Raw genomic sequence first — 23,630 nt, forward strand, 5'->3', positions numbered from 1 at the left:
CCTTGATGGATGTAATGCGCTGCACCATGAGAGAGAATCATACGCGCGTCAACATAAATTTTACGCGCGTAAATTTTTGACTGATCAGGCAGACGCCCGGACAACCAAATGTGCGGAAAACAATCTTTCCCTTCGGGTCGCAAACCGGCCCCCACTATCGATCAGCTCCAAGAGAGTCTCGACGCTATTGCCCGCAACATTGGCATAGTCATGCGCCGCCGTGGTCAAAGCCGGGCAGGTAAACCGGGAAAACGGATGGTCATCATGGGATGCAACCCGCAGGTCGCAATCCGCGCCGCGCCCCACTTTCAGCCCCCGTTCATAGCAGGCTGACAAAACTCCAATGGCCAGTCGGTCGTTCGAGCACAGGATGGTATCGGTTCTGAAATCTCCGGCCGAAATGGCCGCATGAGTCCCCTGCCGCCCGATTTCTTCAAAGGCCCAACCATCGCCTTCGATCCCGACCACAACCGGTTCCTGGCCGTGCCGCTCCATGGCGGCGATATATGCAATTCGGCGTTTGTTGGCGTTCGGGTTTGCCGGGGTGCGCATTTCCAGAAAACAGGGCGGTGAGCCGCTGCGCATCAGATAATCAACGGTCTGATTGACGAAACTGACATTGTCGGACCCAACAAAAGCCTCGCCCATTCCTTCGATATTACTGTCGAACAGGACCGTCGGCACATCTTTGCAGAACCGCTCGATCGTGGACTTGTCCGACGCCCGACCAAGCGGAGCTAAAAGGACACCGGCAGGTTTCAACGACCGGAGACTGTCCAGATTATCGATCTCTTGGGACCGTTCCCCGTGCGAGCTGAGAAGGATCGGTCGAAACCCGGCCTCGATGCACAGTGTTTCGATATTGCGGGCGATCTCTGCAAAGAACGGGTCGGCCAGGTAGGGCACTACGATTCCGAGGTTCTTGGTCAGTCGACGGTTCTGATTGATGGCATAGACATTTGGGCGGTAGTCATACTGCTCCAGCGCCGCCTCGATCCGGGCGCGCGTGGTCTGACGAACGCTGTCAGGATCGTTGAAATACTTGGAAACGGTTGGCCGCGAGATGCCACTGACGGCGGCGAACTCTTCCATATTCCTGATCTTGCGGTCACTCATTCGCCGGTATTTCCCTTTAAACCCAAGCCGGGCTCCAGACCCCAGGTTCATGCAGACAGCAGAGCATCAAACATGCCGCGCGTAAAAATTTCTGCTAATTAAGGTAGGCAGCCCCGCCATGAAACGTCAAGCTGGTGCGCGCGATTTGCTCACCAATGCGGGGGCTTCTGGTCGGCCAGTGGCACAGTGCCGCCCTGATCCAGCTCCCGCTCCGCCTCGCGGTTCATCAGCATCTCGACCCGGCGGGTCAGCACGGCAATCTCGCGGTCCTGCCGGGCAATGACGTCAGACAGGTCCTCGACCTGACGGGTCAGGTGGGCCAGTGTTTCTTCAAGATGTGTTGTGTCGCTCATATGCTCTTCCTACAGGGTTTTAGCCGAAAGGCCAGCCCGCCGCCTTGCCCCCAAGCGCCCCCCAAGCTAAACGCCCGGTGAACCCCGGATCCGAACGGATGGCAGACATGGCCAAGCAAAAGAAACAGCCCCGCCCCAAGGCAGAGACGCCCAAGGGATTCCGCGACTATTTCGGCGCGGAAGTGACCGAGCGCAACCAGATGCTGAACGCAATCGCCGAGGTCTATCATCGCTACGGTTTCGATCCGCTGGAAACCTCTGCCGTGGAAACCGTGGAAGCGCTTGGCAAGTTCCTGCCCGACGTGGATCGCCCCAATGCGGGCGTGTTCGCGTGGCAAGAGGAAGACGACGGAAAATGGCTGGCGCTGCGCTATGACATGACCGCGCCCCTGGCCCGCGTTGCCGCGCAGTTCCGCAACGACCTGCCCGCGCCCTACCGCCGCTTCACCATGGGGCCGGTGTGGCGGAATGAGAAACCGGGGCCGGGCCGTTTCCGCCAGTTCTACCAATGCGACGCGGATACCGTGGGCGCGCCCTCCGTCGCCGCCGACGCCGAGATCTGCGCGATGCTCGCCGACACGCTGGAGGCCGTGGGCATCCCGCGCGGGGATTACATCGTGCGGGTGAACAACCGGAAGGTTCTGACCGGTGTGCTGGAAACCATGGGCGTGGGGGATGAAGAAGACACTCGCAACAACGTTCTGCGCACCATTGATAAGTTCGATAAGGTGGGTGAAGCAGGCGTCCGGGAACTGCTTGGCAAGGGTCGGCTCGATGCGTCGGGCGCTTATATCGACGGTGTGGGGCTGAGCGACGAACAGGCTGAACCGGTGATCGCGTTCCTGACATCTAAGGGAGCAAACGCAGAGGAAACTCTGGCAAATCTCCGTGCCGCAATCGGTGAGTCCACCACCGGCGCCGAAGGCGTCGAGGAGCTCGAAACCATCGCCTCCCTGCTCGACGCCCAAGGCTACGGCCCCGACCGCATCGTCATCGACCCCTCGGTCGTGCGTGGGCTCGGCTATTACACCGGCCCGGTCTACGAGGCGGAGCTGACCTTCGAGGTGCTCGACGACAAGGGCCGCCCGCGCCAGTTCGGCAGCGTTGCAGGCGGCGGGCGCTATGACGATCTGGTCAAGCGCTTCACCGGGCAGGCGGTGCCTGCGACGGGTGTCTCCATCGGGGTCGACCGGCTGCTGGCCGCGCTGCGCGAAAAGGGCCGGATCGGCGGCACCGCGCAAGGCCCCGTGGTCGTGACCGTGATGGATCGCGACCGGATGGCGGAATATCAGCGCATGGCGACCGAGTTGCGCAATGCGGGCATCCGGGCCGAGGTCTATCTGGGCAACCCCAAGAATTTCGGCAACCAGTTGAAATACGCGGACAAACGCGAAAGCCCGGTGGCGGTTATCCAAGGCTCGGACGAGGCGGCGCGTGGCGTCGTGCAGATCAAGGACCTGATCCTTGGCGCACAGATCGCACAGGAAGCCAGCCTTGAGGAATGGAAATCCCAACCCGCGCAGCGGGAGGTTCCGCGCGAGGATCTCGTCATGGAAGTCCGCGCCATTCTGGACCGGGGCAAATGACCGATAAGATCACCGTCCGGGCCGAAGCTGAGCGGCTCTTTGCATTCTTCAAAGCGTCCGGTGCAATGCCGGTCGACGCTGATCTGCTGCAACCGGCGGATACGCTGCTGGACCTTTATGGCGAGGACATCCGCGCGCGGGCCTATGTCACCCAAGACCCCAACCGGGGCGAGATGATGCTGCGCCCCGACTTCACGGTGCCGGTGGTGCAGACCCATATGGAACATGGCGGTGAACCGGCGCGCTACACCTATCTGGGCGAGGTCTTCCGCAAACAGCAGGCCGATTCTGGTCGCGCCTCCGAGTATCTCCAAGTGGGATACGAGCTTTTCGACCGCGAAGACCCCGAACGCGCGGATGCCGAGGTGTTTTCGCTGTTCAACGAAGTGCTGTCGCCTCTCGGGCTGCGCCCCGCGACCGGCGATATCGGCATTCTGAAAGCTGCCGTCGAAACCCTGACCACAACCGAACGCCGCAAGGGTGCATTGATGCGCCATATCTGGCGGCCGCGCCGCTTCCGTGCATTGTTGGACCGGTTCACCGGCCGGGTCGATATGGACGCTGCCCGCAAGACGCTGTTGGATCGCGTCACCGAAAACGGGGCCGAAGCCAGTATCGATGGGGCTGGCCCCGAAATCGGCTTGCGCAGTCGCGACGACGTGCTCGCTCGTATCGCCCATCTTCAAGCCGATGCCGCAGAGCCGCCTATCAGCCGCAGTGAGGCAGAAGTCCTCGACGTCATCCTCGGCCTTCGGGAAACCCTGCCGAACGCGCACCAACATCTGCGGGACATCACTGTCGATCTGCCGGGCATGGCCCCGTCCGTAGATCGCATGGCGCGACGCATGGATGCGCTTGCGGTTGCCGGGATCAGCATCGAGGATCTGCCCTTCGAGGCAAGCTTCGGTCGCACGACACTGGAATATTATGACGGCTTTGTCTTTGGCTTCATCGCCGAGGGCCGCCCCGACCTGCCCCCTGTTGCCACCGGCGGGCGCTATGACGCGCTGACGCGCGTGCTTGGGCGCGGGCAGGAAATCCCGGCAGTCGGCGGCGTCATCCGTCCTGAACTGGTGCAGCAATTGCGGGAGGGTCTGGCATGACCCTGAAACTCGGGGTGCCTTCCAAGGGCCGACTGATGGAAAAGACCTTCGACTGGTTCGCGGACCGGGGCATAGAGATGCGCCGCAGCGGATCGGACCGGGAATATGCGGCGCAGGTCGAAGGGGCGGATGTGGATCTCGTGCTGCTCAGCGCCGGTGAAATCCCACGCGAATTGCAGGCAGGGCGCATTCACCTGGGCGTCACTGGCAGCGACCTCGTGCGCGAACGCATCCCGGCTTGGCAGGATGTGGTGAAGGAATTGCAGCCGTTGGGCTTCGGCTATGCCGACCTGATCATCGCGGTGCCGGCCTTCTGGGTGGATGTAAACTCGCTCGACGATCTCGATGCGGCGGCCGCAGATTTCCGCCGCCGTCACGGTCACCGCCTGCGAATCGCCACCAAGTACCACCGGCTGGTGAGAGAGTTCCTGCGCGATGCGGGGGTGGCGGACTACCAGCTTGTCGACAGCCAGGGCGCAACCGAAGGCACCGTCAAGAACCTGACGGCCGAGGCCATCGCAGACATCACTTCGACCGGCGAAACCCTTCGCGCCAATCACCTGAAGATCCTGCCTGGCGGGTTGATCCATCGCAGCCAGGCCGTGCTGTTCAAGTCGCGCATGGCAGATTGGTCCAACGGAAACAAAGAGATACTGGAAGAGCTGGTGGGCCACCTGCACGGGTGAAGCAATCAGCTGCAGCACCGCCTGCAGACCAGTCACGCTCTTTCTCAGCTTTGATCAGCGCTCTCACATCGGGAGCGCTTTTTTATTTGAGTTTTCTCTCGAGCGCTCTAGTTGAAATCAGTTTGCAACACATCCGAGAGAAACATGGGCTCGTTTGCGCGGAAGTGTATCAATTAGTTTGTTGCCAGTGTTAACTTTGGTTAACGGGGTTATTCGGCCTCGTGCTCTGAGGGGACATGGACGGCAATTATCGCCCCTGCCCAGAAGTTCCCCTTATTTTGGAAAGGAAGCACCAATGAGCATTCGCACCCTGCTCGCCACCGCCGCCATCATCGCCCTTCCTGGCGCTGCCCTGGCTCAGAGCGCACCGACCATGAGTTCTACAATCACCTTGGGCTTTTCCAGCACGTCGTTGGATGCACTCGGAACGGGCATTGACCTGACCACGACGACCCTTGACGTGGATTCCGACATCGCCTTTGGCCCGAACGTGAATGTTGCCCTCGACTTCGGCATCTCGATGACAGACGTGGACACGCCCTTGCCGATCGGCATCGAGGCCGATCTGATGAGCTTCGCCTTCGAACCGTCCTATCACTTTGGCAACGGTGCCTATGTCGGCGCCTATTATCGCATGGGGGATCTGGATATTTCGGTCTCACTGCTGCCGATCACGCTTGGCGTGGATACCCGTCAGGTCGGGATCTTCGCAGGCTAAGAGAGCGGGCCCGTCTGGGTTGAAGTCTTCTATGGTACGTCCGACACGTCGCCAGGTCTGCCCGGCGGCATAGACATTACAGACTACGGTCTGGCGGCCTCTTATGACGTGATGCCAAACCTGGAACTGTTCGGCAGCTACACACGCACCGATATCAGCGCGGGTGGCACTGGCATCGACCTGAGCCTGCTGGCCATCGGCGTGGACTATGACTTCGGTAACGGACTGTCGCTGTATGGTTCCGTGGGACACCTTGATGTGGGAACGCCCCTCCCGATCACAATTGACGCCACTCAGGTGTCGCTCGGCTTGTCCTACGACCTGTCGCAGTCAGGCGGCGGCTTCCCCGGCATCATTGCGCTGGAAGTGTCTAGCACCGATTTCGGTCTTGGGCCGATCTCGGCGGATGCCACTTCGGTTGGCCTGAGCTTGACCATCCCGCTTGGCAACAATGCATCGGCCACACCGCTCAACTCCTCGACCCAGATTGCACGCGGATCCTACCGCTCGGCGATCGCGGGCGGGCTTGCTGCGCTGCGCTAAGCGCGAACAGGTTGAAACAAAATTGGCCGGGTGCATCAGCGCCCGGCCTTTTTCGTTGCACCGACGAGTCACAAGTCAGGCTACCGCACCCCGATATCGGCAAGGGCGTTTTGCAGATCGAGCGGCAATGCTTCTTCATGCGCGCGGGCGGCAGACAAATCACGAGGGGCATCTGTTGGCGCAAGATAGCGCCAGCCCTGAAAGGCGCGCTTGGGCGTCGCTTCGACCCGGATCAGCGCCTTGTCCAATACGATGCCACAGCGGCGAATGCCGTCCTGCCCAATCACCTCGTCCAGACGCAGCACCTTCTGACGCGCCTGGATGAAACCCTTGATCACCCAATAGATCGACCCGCCGTCCAGAACCTCTGCCTCACGTTTGGGCCACATGCGGGTGACGTGGCGGGGCTGTCCGTCGGGCCAGCTTTCATGGGCCGTGGCTTGCCATGCGGCCAGATCCTCGACGCTTTCCGTGCCAACACTAAGCTTGATGAGATGGGTGAATTTGGTTGCCATTGTGTCTCCCTGAGGAGGACAATTTAGGACGTGGAAACCGGAAAGCCAACGTTGACCCGAGCAGGTCTTGTGGGTATCTTCCTTCGTCCCCCCTACCAATATGGATATTGACCAATGAGCCGCTTCTCCGCCCCGATTGCCGAAGCCATCTGGGACATGAAATACCGGCTCAAACAGGCCGATGGCACGCCCAGTGACCAATCCATCGAGGATACATGGCGCCGAATCGCGCGCGCGCTGTCAGAGGTCGAAAGTGACCCTGCCCTATGGGAAGACCGGTTCTATGCCGCGCTTGAGGATTTCAAATACTTGCCAGCCGGCCGCATCACCGCTGGCGCGGGCACCGGGCGCAACGTCACCCTGTTCAACTGCTTTGTCATGGGAACCATCCCTGACAGCCTGGCGGGCATTTTCGAAAGCCTGAAAGAGGCGGCCCTGACCATGCAACAGGGCGGCGGGATCGGATATGATTTCTCGACCATTCGCCCCAAGGGCGCGGATGTGCATGGCGTGGCGGCCGATGCCTCGGGCCCGCTCAGCTTCATGGATGTCTGGGATGCGATGTGCCGCACGATCATGTCAGCTGGCAGCCGCCGGGGCGCGATGATGGCCACCATGCGCTGCGACCATCCGGATATCGAGGCATTCATCACCGCTAAATCCGACCCCGCCCGCCTTCGCATGTTCAACATGTCGGTGCTTGTGACCGACCCGTTCATGGAGGCTGTTAAGGCCAATGGCCCCTGGGAACTGACCTTTGGTGGCAAGATCTATCAGACCGTGCAGGCGCGCGATCTGTGGAACAAGATCATGCAGTCGACCTATGATTATGCCGAACCCGGCGTGATCTTCATCGACCGCATCAACGATGCCAATAACCTTGGATACGCTGAAACCATCGCGGCGACCAACCCCTGTGGCGAACAGCCCCTGCCCCCCTACGGCGCCTGCCTGCTTGGCTCAATCAACCTGGCGAAGCTGATCTGGCATCCCTTCGACGCGGAAAAGGCGCATCTGTGTAATACGCAGCTAACCGAACTGGTCACCACTGCGGTCCGCATGATGGACAACGTCGTCGATGCCAGCCGCTTCCCGCTAGAGGCGCAGGCGCAGGAAGCCGCTGCCAAGCGCCGGATCGGGCTTGGGGTGACGGGGCTTGCCGATGCGCTGTTGATGCTGGGGCTGCGCTATGGGTCGGACGAGGCCGCCGCACAAACCAAGGAATGGATGAAGCAGATCGCCCATGTGGCCTATCGCGCTTCTGTGGATCTGGCGAAGGAACGCGGGGCCTTCCCACTGTTCGACGCAGACGCCTTCCTGGCATCCGGCAATATGAAGAACATGGACGAGGACCTGCGCGCCGACATCCGCGAGCACGGCATCCGCAACGCGCTTTTGACATCCATCGCGCCGACGGGGACCATTTCCCTCTATGCAGGCAATGTCAGCTCAGGCATCGAGCCGGTCTTTGCCTATGCCTATACCCGCAAGGTGCTGCAACGCGACGGCAGCCGGACGGAAGAGGAAGTGGTGGATTACGCCGTCAAGCTGTGGCGCGACCTGAAAGGCGATGCACCCCTGCCCGACTATTTCGTCAACGCCCAGACCCTGCCGCCCGCCGATCACGTCAAGATGCAGGCCGCCGCGCAGAAGTGGGTGGATTCGAGCATCTCCAAGACGATCAACTGCCCCGAAGATATCAGCTTTGAGGCGTTCAAGGACGTCTACATGCAGGCCTGGGACACGGGCTGTAAGGGTTGCACAACCTACCGCCCCAATGACGTGACGGGGTCTGTTCTGAGTGTGTCAGAGACCGAAGCCAAGCCGGCGGCTGAGCAACCCGACGCAGATGGCGATGTTGTCTATATCGCAGAACCGCTCGACCGCCCGCAGGAGCTGGAAGGCCATACCTACAAGCTCAAATGGCCGGATTCGAACCACGCGATCTACATCACCATCAACGATATCGTCATTGCGGGCCACCGCCGCCCGTTCGAGATTTTCATCAACTCCAAGAACATGGAACATTTCGCCTGGACCGTGGCGCTGACCCGGATGATTTCGGCGGTGTTCCGGCGCGGGGGGGATGTGTCCTTTGTGGTGGAAGAACTGAAGGCCGTCTTCGACCCGCGCGGGGGGGCATGGATGCAGGGCAAATACGTGCCCTCCATTCTGGCCGCCATCGGCGGGGTGATCGAGAAGCACCTGATTGCCATCGGATTCATCGGCGGCGAAGGCATGGGGCTGAAAACCGATCCGCAGGCCAAGGTCATGGCTATGGGAACCCCCGGATCGCGCGGCGCGGCCTGCCCGTCCTGCGGTGAATACGGAATGCGCATGGTCGAGGGCTGTATGACCTGCCCAAGCTGTGGCCATTCCAAATGCGCCTGAGCCTAGCCCTGTCCCCGATGCTGTGATAGTTTTGCCCTAATTCGACAGTAGACCGGGGCAAAACCGGTCACGGATAAGAGGCAGTACAATGTGGCAGGCAGTATGCCGGGCAGGAGCTATCCTGTGTGCAATTACACTTTTCACCCCGACGGCATCGGCCCAGGGCTATTTCGACGGGCGTGAAACGCTTGGCCAGGCACGGCTATTCACTAACGATCTGATCGGCGACGGGCGCGACCGCTGGCGGTCCGGGGCTTATGGCATCAGCACCGTGCGCGGTCCGGGCTGGTCCGGCCAGTTGCCTCTGCGCATGGGCGAGATCATGGAATACAGGTTTCGCGGCGAAGTGATCGCGCCAGCCAGCATCAGCAACCCCGCCCCCGGCGACCGGCTCTATGCTGGTGTGCTGTCGGTCGGCGCGCATACGCATTTCAGTTGGAGCGGCTTCGAAGTAGCCCTTGGCGCCGATATCGTGGCCATGGGCGAACAGACCGGCATCCGCCACCTGCAAGAGGTGGTGCATGACACCTTCAGCCTGCAAACCAGCCGGGTAGAAAGCTTTCAGGTCAATAACGGGTTCTACCTTCACGGCACCGCCGAAATTGGGCGCGAGTTTTCATTCGGCTCCGGACAGGTGCGCCCCTTTGTGGAGCTTCAGGCCGGGGTGGAAACGCTCGCCCGCGTCGGCTTAGACATGACATTCGGCGGCTACGGTCAGGGCGGGTTGCGGCTGCGCGATGTGACCACCGGCAACCGGATCAGCGCCATCGACAGCCCGGATGATCACGGATTTTCCCTGTTGCTTGGCGGCGACTACGCCTGGGTGGACAGCTCGCAGTATTTGCCATCCGATCGGGGCTATACTCCACAGGACACCCGCTACCGCCTGCGCGCCGGGGTGAACTATGCGTTTGGCCATTCCAACATCTTCTACGGGCTGACCTATCTGTCAGAGGAATTCGTGGGCCAAAGCGAAGGCCAGACCATCGGATCCGTTACCGTCGCATTGGAATTCTGAGACCCCGATTCGGACTTTTTTCGAATCGCAGGCGAATCACCCCCTTCCCAAGGTGATTCGCCTCTGCTAGATTCGGTCTACAGGGTGAGAAGCACTAATAAATACAGGCAGAATACTATGAGCACGGGCTATCGGGGCCTGACCATGATCGCGTGGTCGCAAACCCTGATCGACGGCGTACCGGCAGAAAATAACAATGAACTGGCCGAAGGAATGTCCTGGCGCTGGCAGGGCCGCGCTCTTCCTCTGGAAGGCGATGGCGCCGCGCTACTTCTGGGAGTCAGCGAGGATCACGCCGAGCTTCGTGTACGGGCCGCGCGGGTGGTGCGCAAATTGCTGCACCACCCCGCGCCCACCCCAAAACAAGACGCGGCGCTTGATGCCGACCCGCTGTTCGGCGATGCCTTCATGGTGGCTGATGGACCGCGCTTTTACACCATTGTGCCAGTGGCAACGGGCAAGGGACGCCTGCCGATCCTGATTTTCCCCGAGGCCATCCCGCCCGCAAATCGCGATCTGACCATCATTCGCGTGAACCAGCCGCGCCCGATGGCCGCCGTCGAAAGCGCCTCGGTCATTTGTTTCACCCCTGGAACACGACTGCGCACTGAACAAGGCGACGTAGCGATCGAAGACCTTGGTCCTGGCGACCGGGTGCTGACCAGCGACGACGGCCCGCAAGAGGTGGTGTGGACCGGTCAGCGCCGCATGTCGGGCGCGCGGCTGTTTGCCATGCCCGATCAAAGGCCCATCCGTATCCGTGAAGGCGCGCTCGGGCTGTACCGGCCTGACGCCGACCTTGTGGTTTCCCCAGAACACCGCGTCATCGTAAAGGGCGCCGTCGCCCGCGACCTGTGGGGCGAGCCAGAGGTTCTGGTCTCGGCTCGCGATCTGGTCAGCGACCGGCTGGTGACCGTCGATCACTCTATGCGGGAAACCTGGTATGTGCATCTGATGCTGGAACGCCATCAGGTTGTATGGGCCAACGGGCTTGAGGTTGAGACCTTCCATCCAGGATTTATGGGCCTGGACAATCTGGAGGGCAGTCAGCGGCGCAGCATGTTGTCGCTTTTCCCCGATCTGGCGGATGACCCGTTCAACTATGGCGCGCCGGCGCGGCGGATGCTGGACCGGGCAGAGGCTGCCATTCTTATGCACGGGTTCCGAAAGACCGCCGCCAGGCATTGACACCCCATACCGCATGTGTAAAACGCGCGCATCCCGGCAACCCGCTTGCCGGGGTTTTCATTGGTGTTGGTGGCCCCCGCAAGGGGATGCCTGTCGGGCCTCGGCCAAAGGACAACGCCCTTCGACACGTTAAGAAGGAGATCAGACGGTGACCAAACGCACCTCTGCCAAGTACAAAATCGACCGCCGGATGGGCGAAAACATCTGGGGTCGTCCGAAATCCCCGGTCAACCGCCGCGAATATGGCCCCGGCCAGCACGGCCAGCGCCGCAAGGGCAAGCTGTCTGACTTCGGTCTGCAGCTGCGCGCCAAGCAGAAGCTGAAAGGCTACTACGGCGACCTGACCGAAAAGCAATTCCGCCGCATCTTCGCAGACGCCGAGCGTCGCAAGGGCGACACCGGTGAAAACCTGATCGGCCTGCTGGAAAGCCGTCTGGACGCCGTCGTGTATCGCGCCAAGTTCGTCCCGACCGTCTTCGCCGCCCGCCAGTTCGTGAACCACGGCCACGTCACCGTGAACGGCAAGCGCGTCAACATCCCCTCCTACCGCGTGAAAGAGGGTGACATTGTTGAAGTGCGTGACAAGTCCAAGCAGCTGGCCGTCCTTCTGGAAGCTGTGCAACTGGCCGAGCGTGACGTTCCTGACTACATCGACGCCGACCATTCCAAGATGAAGGCCACCTTCGTCCGCACCCCCGGCCTGGGCGACGTGCCCTACCCGGTGATGATGGAACCGAACCTGGTCATCGAATACTACGCTCAGAACTAAGCGTCTGACGCGTCAAAATTACGGGGCCGCGCCGAAATCCGGTGCGGCCCTTTTTGCGTTCTGCCCCCGGAAAGAAGGATCCGCCGGACATGACCTACCCAGTTTACGCCCGCATCGATGGCCCCATTGTGATGATCGGTTTCGGCTCGATCGGCAAAGGCACCTGGCCACTCATCGAACGTCATTTCGACTATGACGCCGACAAGTTCACAGTGATCGAGCCTGACGAGGGGCAAGCCAACTTCCTTCGCCAGCACAAGCTGAACCACGTGCAGACCGCGATCACACCGGAAAACTACCGCGAGGTTCTGGGCGAGCTGCTGGAGCCGGGCAAGGGCTTCTGCGTCAATCTCAGCGTCGACACCTCCTCGCTCGATCTCATGCGATTCTGCCGCGAAATCGGGGTGCCTTATATCGACACTGTGGTTGAACCCTGGGCAGGCTATTACTTCGGCACCACCGACAATGCCGCGCGCACCAACTACGCATTGCGCCAGAAGGTGCGGGATGAGAAAGCCGCCAATCCCGGCGGCACCACCGCCGTCAGCTGCTGCGGGGCGAACCCCGGCATGGTCAGCTGGTTCGTGAAAGAGGCGCTTCTGACGCTCGCAAAGGATACCGGCCGCGAGGTGGAGGCTCCTGCCGATCGCGCCGGGTGGGGCAAGCTGATGCAGAGCCTTGGCGTGCAAGGTGTCCATATCGCGGAGCGTGACACCCAAGCCCGCCGCGTCCCCCGCCCGCGCGGGGTCTTCGTTAACACCTGGTCCGTCGAGGGCTTCATTTCTGAAGGCTTTCAGCCCGCTGAACTGGGTTGGGGCACGCATGAACCGTGGTTCCCCGAGAACGGTCATAGCCATGAATCAGGCTGCATGGCAGGCATTTGGCTGGATCGCCCCGGCGCAATCACACGTGTGCACACATGGTGCCCTACCCCGGGCCCGCAGTTTGGTTTCCTCGTCACCCATAACGAAGCGATCTCGATCTCGGACTATTACACCGTAGGCGACGCTGCCGCACCCGAGTATCGCCCGACCTGCCACTATGCTTACCATCCCTGCGATGACGCGGTTCTGTCGCTGCACGAGATGTTCGGATCCGGCCGCCAGCAAACCAAGCACCACATCCTGACCGAGGACGAAATCGTCGAGGGGATCGACGAACTTGGTGTGTTGCTCTACGGGCACGAAAAGAATGCGCTGTGGTTCGGCTCTCGTCTGTCGAATGAGGAAACCCGTGATCTGGCACCCTACCAAAACGCGACCGGGCTTCAGGTGACTTCTGCCGTTCTGGCCGGGATGGTCTGGGCTTTGGAAAACCCCAATGCCGGAATCGTGGAAGCCGACGAGATGGACCACGCCCGCTGTCTGGAAGTGCAGCGCCCCTACCTTGGCCCGGTCGAAGCGCATTACACCGACTGGACGCCCTTGCAAGATCGGTGGGAACTGTTCCCTGAGGATATCGATGAAAGCGAACCTTGGGCCTTCCGCAACGTTCTGGCCAGCTAAGCTTGGAAACAAGAAAAGCCGCCCCCGTAAGGGCGGCTTTTTCTTTACGGGCAGCTCTCAGGCCATGCGGCGATGCGACAGCTCTGCCGTGCGGTTTGCGCGGTGCTCCAGCCGCAGCACGATGCGATAGAGCACATCCGCCGCAATGGCACACAAGCGGCAGTGAAGTGTCGGGGTTCCGGATGTCATACGCTGTTCAAACTCGGCCTCGGTCCGGCCTCCGGCGCTGATGATCATGTGGTCGAGGGGCGTAATCTGGTTGGGGTTTGCATGGCGTGTCATCGGTGTGTTCCTTCGTGGCTGATCTCTGACACCGAAGCTATCCGGGCGGGCACCACACCGGCAAACGAGCGTTTCTCACGGGATGTGTTAGAATACCTAACCCATGATCGGAATCGCCCATGTCTCGCCGCCTACCCAACCTGAACCAATTGCGTGCATTCGAGGCCGCTGCAAGACGGCTCAGCTTCAAAGACGCCGCCGATGAGCTGAACGTCACGCACGCCGCGATCAGCCACCAGATCAAGGCGTTGGAGGCCGATCTTGGCCTGAAACTGTTCCACCGCATGACGCGCCGCGTAGAACTGACGGACCCGGCCCGAGATCTTGCCGCACGTCTGTCACGCGCTTTTGCCGAGATCCGCGCCGCCACAGAGGCCGCGACGGCCAAGGATCTGACAGGTGAGATCCGCATCTCGATGGCGCCCTATTTCGCGAACCGGGTCATCCTGCCCTACCTTGCGGATTTCCACGATCTCTATCCCGGTCTGCGCGTAATCCCAGAGATGTCCAGTGACGTGATCGACCTGCGTGGATCCGACTGTGATGCAGCAGTACGCTATGGCAATGGCGACTGGCCGGGCATGACCATAGTCAAGCTCTACGACGACATGCTTAGCGCGGTTGCGGCCCCTTCCCTGGTTTCGGGGCGGACTTTGCCGCTGACCTTGGAGGAGATTGCCAGGATGGTACTTGGGGACAACGCCTTGATGCCAGAGAAATGGCCCGAATATTTCGAGGCTGGTGGACTGACCGATCCCGGCCAATTGACCGTTGTCAGCTACCCCGACCGCGCCCGTGTAAATGACATGGCCATTTCCGGCGCTGGTGTTGCTCTGGTCGACCGGCATCTCTTTGCCGCAGATGTACAGGCAGGGCGCTTGCTGCAACTGAACCCGTTAGAGATTCAGTCAGAAAAGTCGATGTATGTGGTCTTTGCAGAAACCGAATATCCCGACCGGCGGGTATTGGCGTTTGCCAACTGGCTGAAGGGGCGCTTCAACGCTTAGGCCGGTTGTGCCAGGGTTCCGCCTTGGTTCAGCAGCCAACTCGTCACCATACCGCCCACCCACATGCACAACAGCGCCAGCCAAGCGGTTCCGACAAAGATCGACCCGCCAGTCACCCCGGCCCCAATGGCGCATCCGCCTGCCAGCATACCGCCCATCCCCATCAGCGCCGCGCCGATCAGCGCGCGGCTCATGTTGGCTGCCCCATCAAATCCCTGCAGCTTGAGCTCTCGCCCCCATGCCGCCGACAGAAATGCGCCAAGGAACACGCCGGGCACGAGGCCGATATCGAACTCCAGCGCCGGGCTGGAAGTGAGGAAGAACATCAAAGTGTGTGCCGAAGGGCCGGTAAAGGTCGCACTTTCTACCTGAACTGGGTCAAACGCTACCTGGCTCAGCGCAAAGGTCAGAACCCAGCCCGTCGCCACCGCAAATCCCACGCCAGAGGCGGTGAACAGAACGCGCAAGCTGACCCGGTTCTTACGCGCCAGCCACAGCGCGGCCAAGGCGAAGGCCAGACCGATCAGAAAGCCCGAGACCGGCGGTAGGTGCAGCGACGTCAACAGGTTGAAATTGGCACCCCCGGGGGTGATCCACAGGCCCGCGATCCAGTTGCGCACGGGCGCCAACCAGCCCTGCAAGGCCATTTGGGCCACCACGGCGAACACCAGCCCTGACACGAGCGACCGCATGTTCCCCGTCGCGGCGAGCACCAGCAACCGGCCAGAGCACCCGCGCGCCATGATCATGCCCACCCCAAACAGCAATCCGCCCACCACAGCACCCGAGACGGAGCCCGGCACAGCCATCATCCGCGCGTCCTCCGCGCGCATCAATCCCGACAGATCCGCCAGCTGCGTCCAGAACACTGCCGTTGAGAAAGCCAGCAACCAGACCGCCATGCGGCTGCCAAGCTGCCCTTTTGCGAACTCCACGACCGAAGCGCGCAAACAGAAGGATGACCGCTGCGCCGCGATCCCGAAAATCACGCCGGTGATCAACCCGAAGAAAGCAGCGGTCTGGGGTTCCCCGATCTGGTCGATGAGTGGGACGATATCCATGGTGGTCTCCTGCAACTTGGCCGCGGTGTGGCCGATTGCGGGGCGCACGGCCTTGACCTATGTCACATTCAAAGGTCGGAATGCGTTTTTTCCTCTCGTCAGCCCTGAAAAAACGGCCTAAGGCGGGGATATGACCCGTCCGTCACCTTTCCGCAGGATGTCCCTCGAAGACGCCAAGACCTTGCCCGTCTGGCGCCAACCGATTGGCCTTCTCGTGGTGATGGCCTTAGCAATGCCGATCGCCTTTGCCACATGGTCGGCGCTTCTGAACAACTTCGTCATCGAGGTTGCACAATTCGACGGGTCGGATATCGGATGGCTGCATACTGTCAGGGAGATACCAGGCTTCCTCGCCATCGGTGTGATCGCCCTGATCATGGTGATCCGCGAACAGGTGCTTGGGCTTCTGTCGCTGGCGCTACTCGGGATCGCAACGGCGATCACGGCGCAATTTCCCAGCTTCGGGGGAATCCTGATGGTGACGCTGCTCAGCTCCATCGGATTCCACTATTACGAAACGGTTAACCAGTCCCTCCAACTGCAATGGCTTGACAAGAAACGTGCACCGCAGACGCTTGGCTGGCTGGTCGCGGTGGCCTCTGGCGGGACGCTTGCTGCCTATGGGCTCATCATCCTCACATGGCGCGCCTATGACCTGAGCTTTTCCATCGTCTATTGGGTTGCGGGCGGGTTCACCCTGCTGATCGCATTGGCCTGCCTGGTGATCTTTCCACAATTCGAGGCCCCGAACCCACAGCGCAAGCAGTTCATCCTGCGCCGCCGCTACTGGCTCTATTATGCGCTACAGTTCATGTCTGGTGCACGGCGCCAGATATTCGTGGTCTTCGCCGGCTTCATGATGGTGGAGCGGTTCGGCTTCGACGTGCACGAGATCACCGCACTGTTCATGATTACCCTGGTCCTGAACATGATCTTCGCGCCACTTTTGGGCAAGATGGTCAGCCTGTTCGGGGAACGCGCCGCGCTGGTCATCGAATATGTCGGGTTGACCGGGGTCTTCCTGCTCTATGCCGGGATCTATTTCTTCGATTGGGGCGTGACGCTAGCGCTTGTGCTTTACGTGGTAGACCACCTGTTCTTCTCGCTGGCATTGGCGATCAAAACCTATTTCCAGAAGATCGCCGATCCCGGCGACATTGCCCCCACGGCGGCCGTGGCATTCACCATCAACCATATTGCGGCGGTGTTCTTGCCTGCCTCGCTCGGCTATCTGTGGCTGGTCTATCCCGGCGCGGTCTTCTCATTGGCCGCAGGCATGGCGATGGTGTCGACGCTGCTGGCCCTTCTCATCCCGCGGCACCCAGAAGCGGGCAATGAAACCATACTAAAGGCCCGCCAGCCCGCCCCGGCAGAATGATCAGGGTGCAGCCCGCGACGCGAGTCTTTTAGGTCCGCGCTTTCTCGAACGCGGTCCAGGCGGCCTCAAAGGCGTCGAAATCGAACCCTTCCGCGCGGGCTGGCTCAAGCACCAGTTTCTCGGTGTCCTGCATCTTCATGATGGCCGCTGCCAGCTGATCGACCACCTCCGGCGGGATCACCACTGCCCCGTGGCGATCGGCATGGATCAGATCACCCGGACGCACCTCCATCCCCATGATTTGAACGGGTTCGTTGATGCTGCGAACATGCACAAAACCATGGCTCGGCCCAATGCTACCAGCGACAACAGGAAAGTCGGGTGCCATATCGCCAAGGTCGCGCATGACGCCGTTGGTCAGTGCGCCAGACATGCCGAAGCCCTCGTGAATCGTGGTATTCACCTCGCCCCAATAGGCCCCTATTGCATTGGGGTAATCGAGATCTTCCACAACCGCGACGGACGGTTTCGGCCCCTCTGCCATCGCCTTGTAATAGGCCATGCGGCGGGCACGGATGGTGGCGGGGTCTTCGGCGGGGGGGGCGACCGCTGCAATCTGGGCGGTTACGGCATAGCCCACCATCACACCCGCGGGGTCATTTGTAAGCATCGTGCCCCGGGTGAAGGCGTTGAAGCCGCGCTTGCCTTGCGCCACTTCAATGGCGTTGCAGACCGTGGGGGTATCGACGCTGCGGAGCAGGGTCAGAAGAGCGTTGTCCATCAATCCTCCAGCCAGCGGATCAGGGCCGCCGTGGTTTTCTCAGGTTGTTCCAGCGTGGGCAGATGGCCCGCGTCTTCGATGATCTCGAGGCAGCTGTGTTGCAGCAAGCCATGCATCAACTCGTGGCGTTCCACAGGGCAGAGCGCATCATGACGGCCGCAAAGCACAAGCGCTTTTCCTGCGTAATTGCGTAAGGTTTCCTGCTGGTCCGGCCTATCGCGCAAGGCAATGGATTGATTGATAAAAACCTGCGGGCCAAGATCCAGCGCCATGTCCATGCAGAGATCGAGGATCTCTTGCTTTCGCGGGCTGTCGACGAGGTAGTTGGGCTTCATCTCGTCACGCATCACTTCGCGCAGGCGGCCCTCTTTCACGGCCGTCATCTGGGGGCCACGGCGCGCCTTCACCTCGTCAAGTTCAGCGCGGGGGTTCGTGTCCAGCAGGGCCAGCCGCTCGACACGATCAGGCGCTCGTCGCAACACCTCCATGGCGAGGATACCGCCCATGGACAACCCCGCCAAAGCAAATCTCGGCGGCGCGTTTTCCAGAACTTCTCGCGCAAGATCGGCCATGTTGCCGGCCCCACCCATCGGAGCCACCATCACGGCGCGTTGTCCTGAAAGCGCTGATATCTGTGGGAAAAACAGCCGGGCATCACACATCATGCCCGGCAAGAGCAGCAGTGGTAGCGTCATTGGCCCGCCAGCGCCGCACCGTCGGAGAGCGCCTTCAACTTGGCGTAAGCGATTTCCGGGTCAACCGCACCGAACCCCGCGAAGGTGCCGAAGCCGCAATCGCTGCCCGCGATCACCCGATCCGTGCCAACGATATCGGTAAAGCGTTGAATTCGCTGCGAAACAAGTTCCGGATGTTCCACGAAATTGGTCGTCGTATCGACCACGCCGGGCACAAGGATCTTGTCCTCGGGGATATCTGCCTTTCGGTCACGGAACACGGTCCATTCATGGCCATGGCGGGGGTTCGAAGTTTCGAACAGGACATAGCGCGATTTAGTCGACATCAGCGTGTCGAACATCTTCGACATCGGAATGTCGCAGCAATGGGGCCCTTCGTAATTTCCCCAGCAAATATGGACCCTTACGCGATCCTGCGGGACATCCTGAAGGGCATGGTTCAACGCTTCCACATGCATGTTGGCGACCTTCAGGAACTCATCATCCGACAAATCCGTAAACAACATATGTCTGGAGAGCGCGAGGTCCGGGCAATCGAGCTGCAAATCCAGGCCAGCGGCCACGATGGTCTCATATTCCGCTTTCATCGCATCGGCGAGCGCGGCCAGGTAAGCCTCCCTCGTTTTGTAGAAATCATTTTGTAAAAACAGGGAGATAACGCCGGGGCTGGCAGCGTTCATAAAACCGCGCGACACCCCGTGTTCCGCCATCGCGGCCTTGAGATTGGCGATGTCCTTTTCCAACTCGCCCTGCCCTTTTGACCGCACCTCACCGGTGCACATTGGCCGGGCATATTGAGGTGTGCCGCCATCGTCGGCTAAGCGCTTGAGAAAGCTGGGAAACATCTTCAGATCGGCAGGGGCGTTGCGCGGGCTGTCGCCGGAGAAGCCGGTGTAGCGATCCTTCACATAGGTCGCGTAGGAGATCTTTGACGTCTCACCGTCGGACACGATGTCGATCCCCGCATCCTTTTGTTTTTTAACGGTTTCAGAGACAGCCGACGTCATGCAGGCGTCAAAGGCTGCTTCCTCGTATGGCTCTTCCCGCTCTCGGGCGAAGATGAAGTCCACCACCTCCTGTGTGCGTGGTAGGCTGCCCACATGGGTCGTCAGAATCCGGGTCATTTGTTGTCTCCTCCCTGTCGAAAACAGAGGGGTGCCATGCGTACACCCCCTGTACACCCCCCCTGCAGACAGAACCGTGTCTTGCGGGTGGGTGGGATTGAAGCGGCCTCCAACGGGGCCACTCCTCAGATCGTTATTTGCCCGCCCAGGTCAGCCCCGCGGGATCGCCCGTAGCGACGATGTGGTACATCGCGGCCTCGCCCGTCATCGAGGGCACCGCGCTATGCGCCAGTCCTTCCGGTACGCTCATCGTGTCACCGGGAGCGAGCGTGGCGCTGCCGCCGTCCCAGTTCACCCGCCAATGGCCTTTCACCGGCATCAGAACAGAGGGCTTGTCGTGGCTGTGTTTGGCGTCGGTTGCCGAGCCACGCGTGATGAAATCGACCTCGAACCCCGGTTTGTCGCGCAAAAGCCCGATCTCGCCGATCACCTTGCAGGGTTTGCGGTCCGCCAGCGCCACCATGTCCCAGTAGCGGGCCACGTGGTTGGGCAGGACCTCTGCCGTGGTGGGTTCGGCCCGCTTCGCCAGATCCTCGGCGGACATAAGCGGCATGGGCTTCACGTCTTCGGGCAGCGCCTCACCTTTCTTGGTGTCATAAAGCTTGCCGGTTTCCGCCAGCACCAGCCCGTGGTCGGCAGCGTCCTCGATCACCTGCGGGGCCCACATGACCCCGCCGCCGGCATCGTCACCGCCCAGAATGGCCATGATCATCCCGTAATCGGTGCCGATATTCTCGAACCCGCGGAAAACGCCGGTGGGGATGTTGAAGATGTCACCCTCTTCCAGCGTCACCTCACCCGCCGTGCCATAGCGGCCCCAGAAGAAGCGCCAGCGCCCTGAGAGCACGAAGAACGCCTCTGCCGTGCGGTGATCATGCAAGCTGTTGCGGCATTTGGGTGGCTGGCCCGCCGCACCGATATTGAAGCCGTGCGGGATGGTGATGTGCACATGCTGATCGTGGCTTTCCGAGACGCCACCGCCGATGATTGTGAAGTTCTCCTTCTGGTCACTACCGGGCGTATGGGCGTCGATGAAGGCGGTCTTGCAGGGTTTGAGCTCGCCATAGCGGACGATGCGGGCTTCCATCTCTTGCGGGGTCATTTTGTTATCCTTTTTGAAACTGCGGGGTGGGTGAGGGCGCGGGTCAGCCCGTTCTCGGTGGCCGCAGGTTCAGACGCCTTGCGCGGCGGCTGGCGAGAAAGCCGTGAAGGCGCCTGAGCGCCAGAGTGGGGCGCAGCCTTGTCATTCGGCAGCCCCGGTGTGCAGCAGGATCTGCTTCCAGATCGCGGTTTCGTCGAACAGAGTGCATTCGCGGCGGATGCCATAAGGGCCGAATTCGGCGTGGCTGATCCCAAGCACATAGATCTCGGCCCCGGTCGGTTTGCCGAAACTGCCCCAGCCTTCGTGTTTGCCATGAAGCGCCCAGCGGATCGCGGCGCGGGGCGGCATCAGGGGGTCGTCCCGTCCGATCTGGTGGTCGATGGTAAAGCTTGCATTTGGCAGCGCCGCGCGCAGGCCCATCCAGAAGCCATCAGCCGAGTCCCAGGAATGCCCTGTTACGCCGCCGGGATATTCGGTCTGCACTGCACGGTCGTATTCACGCGGGATCGCGGCCATGTCAGCGCCCATGATCCGGGTCAGGATATCGGCGTAACGCTGACCCCATTCACTGTCATTTCCGCGCCCCTTGTAAGGGCCTGCCACATCATTGGCGGGGGACAGCGGTTGGACGGCCTGCTCTGGCCCGCCCTCGGACTTGATCAGCGCGCGGGCGTATTTCTTGGGCGTCCAGCCCATCTGGCGCACGATTGCGCCCTGATCGCGGACCAGCCATTCGTCATTGATCTGGTTGTTGATCGCGTGGCAGTCGGCGATGACCCGGTAGAAAAGCTTGCGGCCAGTTGCCTTGCCATAAACACCGTCACACGCATGGGTGGCCATGGTCAGAATGCGGTGCGAAGACAGCATCCCCTCCTCGGGCGTGCCAGACCAGATCACGTCCTCGCCCAGAAGCTGCCGGTCGGGAAATTCCGCCAAGGTCGCCATGGTCGCGCCAATCACGCCCTGATTGCCAATGACGACCGATCCGGGGCTGCGCACCACGATGTCCTGTGCGTAGTAGTCATGCAGCGTGGCGATGCCGCGACTTTCCCAGATCTCGTGCGTGATGCCGAGGATGTAGTCGGGGAAGTCAGCAAACTTGGGGTCAAACCCTTTCATGAAGTCCATCCTTCGGGAATGCGGGCCGAGCCGCGAATGATAAGCGGGCCGTCGATGGCGACCCGGCGAGCGGGCATATTGGGCGTTTCGATCCGGGCCAGCATTGTGCGTACGGTTTCCTCCACCATCCGGTTAGCGGGCTGGCGCAGGGTGGTCAGGTCATAGCTGGGCCAGGCAGAGATGATCACGTCGTCATAGCCGACGACCGAAACGTCCTCGGGGATGCGAAGCTTCAATTCAAAGCGCAGAACATCCATCACGGCGAAGGCCATATGATCATTTGCGACGAAGACCGCGTCGGGGCGATCGTCGGTGTCGAACAGCAGCCGCGCGGCGGCCTGCGCCTGATCGGTGTGGAAATTGCCCTCGGCCCGGGAATGGAGCGCAAGGCCCGCAGCCGCCAGCCCCTCAAGGAATCCCTTTTCGCGGTCGCGCTGAGTAGAGGCCCCTTCCCAGCCCGCGATATGGGCAATCTTGCGATGGCCGCCCGCGACGAGGAACTCAGCCAGCTTGCGCCCGCCGGCCACGTTGTCGGAAGCCACGCCGGACAGCGTTTCATCATCCTGCAAACGGTTGAACAGCACGACCGGAACGCCAGCCGCCTCGCATCGGCGCGTCAGGTCGGACGACATGGCAACCGAGGCGAGGATGATGCCGTCGACCTGGTAGTCGAGAATCTCATCCATCACGCTGTCGATATTGTCGGCGGTATTGGACGCCATGAAGATCAGCACGTGATACCCCTGCGCCTGAAGCGCATTAGACAGCTTTTCCAGAACTTCCGGATAAAAGTGGTTTTCCAGATAGGCCACCACCAGCCCGATGATGCGGGACCGGCCGGTGATCATTGCGCGGGCCAGAATATTGGGGCGGTAGCCCAATTCACGCGCCGCGGTGCGCACCTTCTCAGCCGTTTTGGCGGAAACCGACGCGCCGGGCGTGAAGACACGGCTGACCGCGCTTTGGCTGACGCCCGCGCGTTCCGCGACTTGCAGGGATGTGATCTTTTCCGCCATCAGTCTGCCGTCCACCCACCGTCCACCATCAACGCCGAGCCGGTGATAAGCGCCGAGGCGTCAGAGGCCAGAAAGACCACCGCGCCCATGATATCCTCGACCTCGCCCGGACGGCCCAGTTTGATCTTGTCCCGGATCCACGCCGCCCGTTCAGGATTGTCGAAGGTCGCTTGTGTCAGGGGTGTCAGAATGAAGGTCGGGCAGATCGTGTTGACGCGGATGCTGTGTGGCCCCCATTCGATCGCCATCGACTTGGTAAAGCCCTCGACCGCGTGTTTGGTGGCCGAGTAAACGGTGCGGTCGATGCCGCCCACATGGCCCATCTGCGAGGAGATATTGATCAGCGAGCCGGGGCGACCCGCCTCGATCAGCCCTCGCGCCACAGCACGGGTCAGGAAATAGGCGCCCTTGATATTGATGCCCGAGACCGCATCGAACCGGTCCTCGGTCGTGTCGAGCGCCGCTGCGGGCAAGCCCATCCCGGCGGAGTTCACCAGCACATCGAAGGGGCCGTGCCGGGCCACCAGCGCCTCGGTCGCGGCAACGTCCGCAACGTCCATTTCCAACGCCTCGGCGCTGTGCCCCGCGCTGGTCATTTCGGCAACCAGATCGGCCAGTTTGCCCGCCGACCGCG

At 61.2% G+C, this 23,630-nt stretch carries 23 protein-coding genes and 1 pseudogene; 12 read left to right on the top strand and 12 right to left on the bottom strand.

Translation table 11 applies throughout. The annotated features are described in order from the left end of the window. Window positions 1-84: 84 nt before the first annotated feature. Window positions 85-1,116 (bottom strand): LacI family DNA-binding transcriptional regulator, encoded by a 1,032-nt coding sequence (locus ACROHD_RS16685; protein ID WP_432679486.1) that lies wholly within the window; start codon window positions 1,114-1,116, stop codon window positions 85-87. A 149-nt stretch (window positions 1,117-1,265) separates the two neighbouring features. Then, entirely contained in the window at window positions 1,266-1,469 is a 204-nt protein-coding gene (locus tag ACROHD_RS16690; protein WP_127558310.1) for a SlyX family protein, read from the bottom strand. Window positions 1,470-1,576: 107 nt separating this feature from the next. On the opposite strand from ACROHD_RS16690, the gene hisS reads away from it, so the two are divergent. The 5 genes and pseudogenes from hisS to ACROHD_RS16715 form a co-directional block, all read left to right on the top strand. Next, window positions 1,577-3,055 carry a histidine--tRNA ligase gene (hisS, locus tag ACROHD_RS16695; RefSeq protein ID WP_432679487.1) on the top strand — a complete coding sequence of 493 codons (1,479 nt, stop codon included), beginning with the start codon at window positions 1,577-1,579 and terminating at the stop codon, window positions 3,053-3,055. Next, window positions 3,052-4,158: an ATP phosphoribosyltransferase regulatory subunit gene (locus ACROHD_RS16700; protein WP_432679489.1), complete on the top strand. Its 1,107-nt coding sequence runs from the start codon at window positions 3,052-3,054 to the stop codon at window positions 4,156-4,158. The genes hisS and ACROHD_RS16700 overlap by 4 nt, the downstream gene beginning before the upstream one ends. Then, on the top strand, window positions 4,155-4,844 hold the full coding sequence (gene hisG / locus ACROHD_RS16705; protein WP_432679490.1) for an ATP phosphoribosyltransferase: 690 nt from the start codon (window positions 4,155-4,157) through the stop codon (window positions 4,842-4,844). The genes ACROHD_RS16700 and hisG overlap by 4 nt, the downstream gene beginning before the upstream one ends. A gap of 295 nt (window positions 4,845-5,139) precedes the next feature. Continuing rightward, window positions 5,140-5,562: a hypothetical protein gene (locus ACROHD_RS16710; protein ID WP_432679491.1), complete on the top strand. Its 423-nt coding sequence runs from the start codon at window positions 5,140-5,142 to the stop codon at window positions 5,560-5,562. Between the two features lie 21 nt (window positions 5,563-5,583). Then, window positions 5,584-6,105: pseudogene (locus ACROHD_RS16715) on the top strand (porin); the annotation flags it as partial. Between the two features lie 80 nt (window positions 6,106-6,185). On the opposite strand, the gene ACROHD_RS16720 reads toward ACROHD_RS16715, so the two are convergent. Further along, entirely contained in the window at window positions 6,186-6,620 is a 435-nt protein-coding gene (locus tag ACROHD_RS16720; RefSeq protein WP_432679492.1) for a DUF1489 family protein, read from the bottom strand. Window positions 6,621-6,734: 114 nt separating this feature from the next. On the opposite strand from ACROHD_RS16720, the gene ACROHD_RS16725 reads away from it, so the two are divergent. From ACROHD_RS16725 to ACROHD_RS16745, 5 genes are all read left to right on the top strand, one after another. Continuing rightward, a complete protein-coding gene (locus tag ACROHD_RS16725) occupies window positions 6,735-9,011 on the top strand; it encodes an adenosylcobalamin-dependent ribonucleoside-diphosphate reductase (RefSeq protein ID WP_432679494.1) in 2,277 nt (758 codons plus the stop codon). Window positions 9,012-9,099: 88 nt separating this feature from the next. Then, on the top strand, window positions 9,100-10,029 hold the full coding sequence (locus ACROHD_RS16730; protein WP_432679495.1) for a lipid A-modifier LpxR family protein: 930 nt from the start codon (window positions 9,100-9,102) through the stop codon (window positions 10,027-10,029). A 117-nt stretch (window positions 10,030-10,146) separates the two neighbouring features. Beyond that, window positions 10,147-11,217 (top strand): Hint domain-containing protein, encoded by a 1,071-nt coding sequence (locus ACROHD_RS16735; RefSeq protein WP_432679497.1) that lies wholly within the window; start codon window positions 10,147-10,149, stop codon window positions 11,215-11,217. A 148-nt stretch (window positions 11,218-11,365) separates the two neighbouring features. Further along, entirely contained in the window at window positions 11,366-11,986 is a 621-nt protein-coding gene (gene rpsD, locus ACROHD_RS16740) for a 30S ribosomal protein S4 (protein WP_432679498.1), read from the top strand. Window positions 11,987-12,075: 89 nt separating this feature from the next. Then, window positions 12,076-13,491, top strand: a complete 1,416-nt coding sequence (locus tag ACROHD_RS16745) for a homospermidine synthase (protein WP_432679500.1) — start codon at window positions 12,076-12,078, stop codon at window positions 13,489-13,491. 57 nt (window positions 13,492-13,548) lie between these two features. Here ACROHD_RS16745 and ACROHD_RS16750 read toward each other — a convergent pair whose 3' ends face one another. Beyond that, a complete protein-coding gene (locus tag ACROHD_RS16750; RefSeq protein WP_432679502.1) occupies window positions 13,549-13,773 on the bottom strand; it encodes a hypothetical protein in 225 nt (74 codons plus the stop codon). A 119-nt stretch (window positions 13,774-13,892) separates the two neighbouring features. Between ACROHD_RS16750 and ACROHD_RS16755 the strand changes: the two genes are divergently transcribed. Beyond that, window positions 13,893-14,780, top strand: a complete 888-nt coding sequence (locus ACROHD_RS16755) for a LysR substrate-binding domain-containing protein (protein ID WP_432679503.1) — start codon at window positions 13,893-13,895, stop codon at window positions 14,778-14,780. On the opposite strand, the gene ACROHD_RS16760 is transcribed toward ACROHD_RS16755, so the two are convergent. Next, the gene (locus tag ACROHD_RS16760) at window positions 14,777-15,841 is read right to left on the bottom strand and encodes a YeeE/YedE family protein (RefSeq protein ID WP_432679505.1); all 1,065 of its coding nucleotides are present in this window, start codon (window positions 15,839-15,841) and stop codon (window positions 14,777-14,779) included. The two genes, ACROHD_RS16755 and ACROHD_RS16760, sit on opposite strands and share 4 nt — an antisense overlap. Window positions 15,842-15,998: 157 nt before the next feature. On the opposite strand from ACROHD_RS16760, the gene ACROHD_RS16765 reads away from it, so the two are divergent. Beyond that, window positions 15,999-17,219, top strand: a complete 1,221-nt coding sequence (locus ACROHD_RS16765; RefSeq protein ID WP_432679506.1) for an MFS transporter — start codon at window positions 15,999-16,001, stop codon at window positions 17,217-17,219. A 28-nt stretch (window positions 17,220-17,247) separates the two neighbouring features. On the opposite strand, the gene ACROHD_RS16770 is transcribed toward ACROHD_RS16765, so the two are convergent. The 7 genes from ACROHD_RS16770 to ACROHD_RS16800 form a co-directional block, all read right to left on the bottom strand. Continuing rightward, a complete protein-coding gene (locus ACROHD_RS16770) occupies window positions 17,248-17,940 on the bottom strand; it encodes an RraA family protein (RefSeq protein ID WP_432679508.1) in 693 nt (230 codons plus the stop codon). Next, window positions 17,940-18,635 carry an alpha/beta fold hydrolase gene (locus tag ACROHD_RS16775; protein ID WP_432679510.1) on the bottom strand — a complete coding sequence of 232 codons (696 nt, stop codon included), beginning with the start codon at window positions 18,633-18,635 and terminating at the stop codon, window positions 17,940-17,942. The genes ACROHD_RS16770 and ACROHD_RS16775 overlap by 1 nt, the downstream gene beginning before the upstream one ends. Continuing rightward, window positions 18,632-19,759 carry a cobalamin-independent methionine synthase II family protein gene (locus tag ACROHD_RS16780; RefSeq protein WP_432679511.1) on the bottom strand — a complete coding sequence of 376 codons (1,128 nt, stop codon included), beginning with the start codon at window positions 19,757-19,759 and terminating at the stop codon, window positions 18,632-18,634. The genes ACROHD_RS16775 and ACROHD_RS16780 overlap by 4 nt, the downstream gene beginning before the upstream one ends. A 133-nt stretch (window positions 19,760-19,892) precedes the next feature. Then, window positions 19,893-20,861 (bottom strand): cupin domain-containing protein, encoded by a 969-nt coding sequence (locus ACROHD_RS16785; protein WP_432679512.1) that lies wholly within the window; start codon window positions 20,859-20,861, stop codon window positions 19,893-19,895. A 141-nt stretch (window positions 20,862-21,002) separates the two neighbouring features. Next, the gene (locus ACROHD_RS16790) at window positions 21,003-21,980 is read right to left on the bottom strand and encodes a nuclear transport factor 2 family protein (RefSeq protein ID WP_432679513.1); all 978 of its coding nucleotides are present in this window, start codon (window positions 21,978-21,980) and stop codon (window positions 21,003-21,005) included. Then, window positions 21,977-22,996, bottom strand: a complete 1,020-nt coding sequence (locus tag ACROHD_RS16795; RefSeq protein ID WP_432679515.1) for a LacI family DNA-binding transcriptional regulator — start codon at window positions 22,994-22,996, stop codon at window positions 21,977-21,979. Before ACROHD_RS16795 ends, ACROHD_RS16790 begins: the two co-directional genes overlap by 4 nt. After that, window positions 22,996-23,630: SDR family NAD(P)-dependent oxidoreductase (locus ACROHD_RS16800; RefSeq protein ID WP_432679516.1), on the bottom strand; the 635-nt coding region annotated here is incomplete at its 5' end. The genes ACROHD_RS16800 and ACROHD_RS16795, both read right to left, overlap by 1 nt.

The sequence above is a fragment of the Nioella aestuarii genome (assembly GCF_050896395.1).
GTDB lineage: Bacteria > Pseudomonadota > Alphaproteobacteria > Rhodobacterales > Rhodobacteraceae > Nioella > Nioella aestuarii.

Bases quoted from the DNA above. Each gene is read 5' to 3' on its own strand.
- ACROHD_RS16685 (WP_432679486.1), bottom strand. From the start codon at position 1,116: ATGAGTGACCGCAAGATCAGGAATATGGAAGAGTTCGCCGCCGTCAGT.
- ACROHD_RS16690 (WP_127558310.1), bottom strand. From the start codon at position 1,469: ATGAGCGACACAACACATCTTGAAGAAACACTGGCCCACCTGACCCGT.
- hisS (WP_432679487.1), top strand. From the start codon at position 1,577: ATGGCCAAGCAAAAGAAACAGCCCCGCCCCAAGGCAGAGACGCCCAAG.
- ACROHD_RS16700 (WP_432679489.1), top strand. From the start codon at position 3,052: ATGACCGATAAGATCACCGTCCGGGCCGAAGCTGAGCGGCTCTTTGCA.
- hisG (WP_432679490.1), top strand. From the start codon at position 4,155: ATGACCCTGAAACTCGGGGTGCCTTCCAAGGGCCGACTGATGGAAAAG.
- ACROHD_RS16710 (WP_432679491.1), top strand. From the start codon at position 5,140: ATGAGCATTCGCACCCTGCTCGCCACCGCCGCCATCATCGCCCTTCCT.
- ACROHD_RS16720 (WP_432679492.1), bottom strand. From the start codon at position 6,620: ATGGCAACCAAATTCACCCATCTCATCAAGCTTAGTGTTGGCACGGAA.
- ACROHD_RS16725 (WP_432679494.1), top strand. From the start codon at position 6,735: ATGAGCCGCTTCTCCGCCCCGATTGCCGAAGCCATCTGGGACATGAAA.
- ACROHD_RS16730 (WP_432679495.1), top strand. From the start codon at position 9,100: ATGTGGCAGGCAGTATGCCGGGCAGGAGCTATCCTGTGTGCAATTACA.
- ACROHD_RS16735 (WP_432679497.1), top strand. From the start codon at position 10,147: ATGAGCACGGGCTATCGGGGCCTGACCATGATCGCGTGGTCGCAAACC.
- ACROHD_RS16745 (WP_432679500.1), top strand. From the start codon at position 12,076: ATGACCTACCCAGTTTACGCCCGCATCGATGGCCCCATTGTGATGATC.
- ACROHD_RS16750 (WP_432679502.1), bottom strand. From the start codon at position 13,773: ATGACACGCCATGCAAACCCCAACCAGATTACGCCCCTCGACCACATG.
- ACROHD_RS16755 (WP_432679503.1), top strand. From the start codon at position 13,893: ATGTCTCGCCGCCTACCCAACCTGAACCAATTGCGTGCATTCGAGGCC.
- ACROHD_RS16760 (WP_432679505.1), bottom strand. From the start codon at position 15,841: ATGGATATCGTCCCACTCATCGACCAGATCGGGGAACCCCAGACCGCT.
- ACROHD_RS16765 (WP_432679506.1), top strand. From the start codon at position 15,999: ATGTCCCTCGAAGACGCCAAGACCTTGCCCGTCTGGCGCCAACCGATT.
- ACROHD_RS16770 (WP_432679508.1), bottom strand. From the start codon at position 17,940: ATGGACAACGCTCTTCTGACCCTGCTCCGCAGCGTCGATACCCCCACG.
- ACROHD_RS16775 (WP_432679510.1), bottom strand. From the start codon at position 18,635: ATGACGCTACCACTGCTGCTCTTGCCGGGCATGATGTGTGATGCCCGG.
- ACROHD_RS16780 (WP_432679511.1), bottom strand. From the start codon at position 19,759: ATGACCCGGATTCTGACGACCCATGTGGGCAGCCTACCACGCACACAG.
- ACROHD_RS16785 (WP_432679512.1), bottom strand. From the start codon at position 20,861: ATGACCCCGCAAGAGATGGAAGCCCGCATCGTCCGCTATGGCGAGCTC.
- ACROHD_RS16790 (WP_432679513.1), bottom strand. From the start codon at position 21,980: ATGAAAGGGTTTGACCCCAAGTTTGCTGACTTCCCCGACTACATCCTC.
- ACROHD_RS16795 (WP_432679515.1), bottom strand. From the start codon at position 22,996: ATGGCGGAAAAGATCACATCCCTGCAAGTCGCGGAACGCGCGGGCGTC.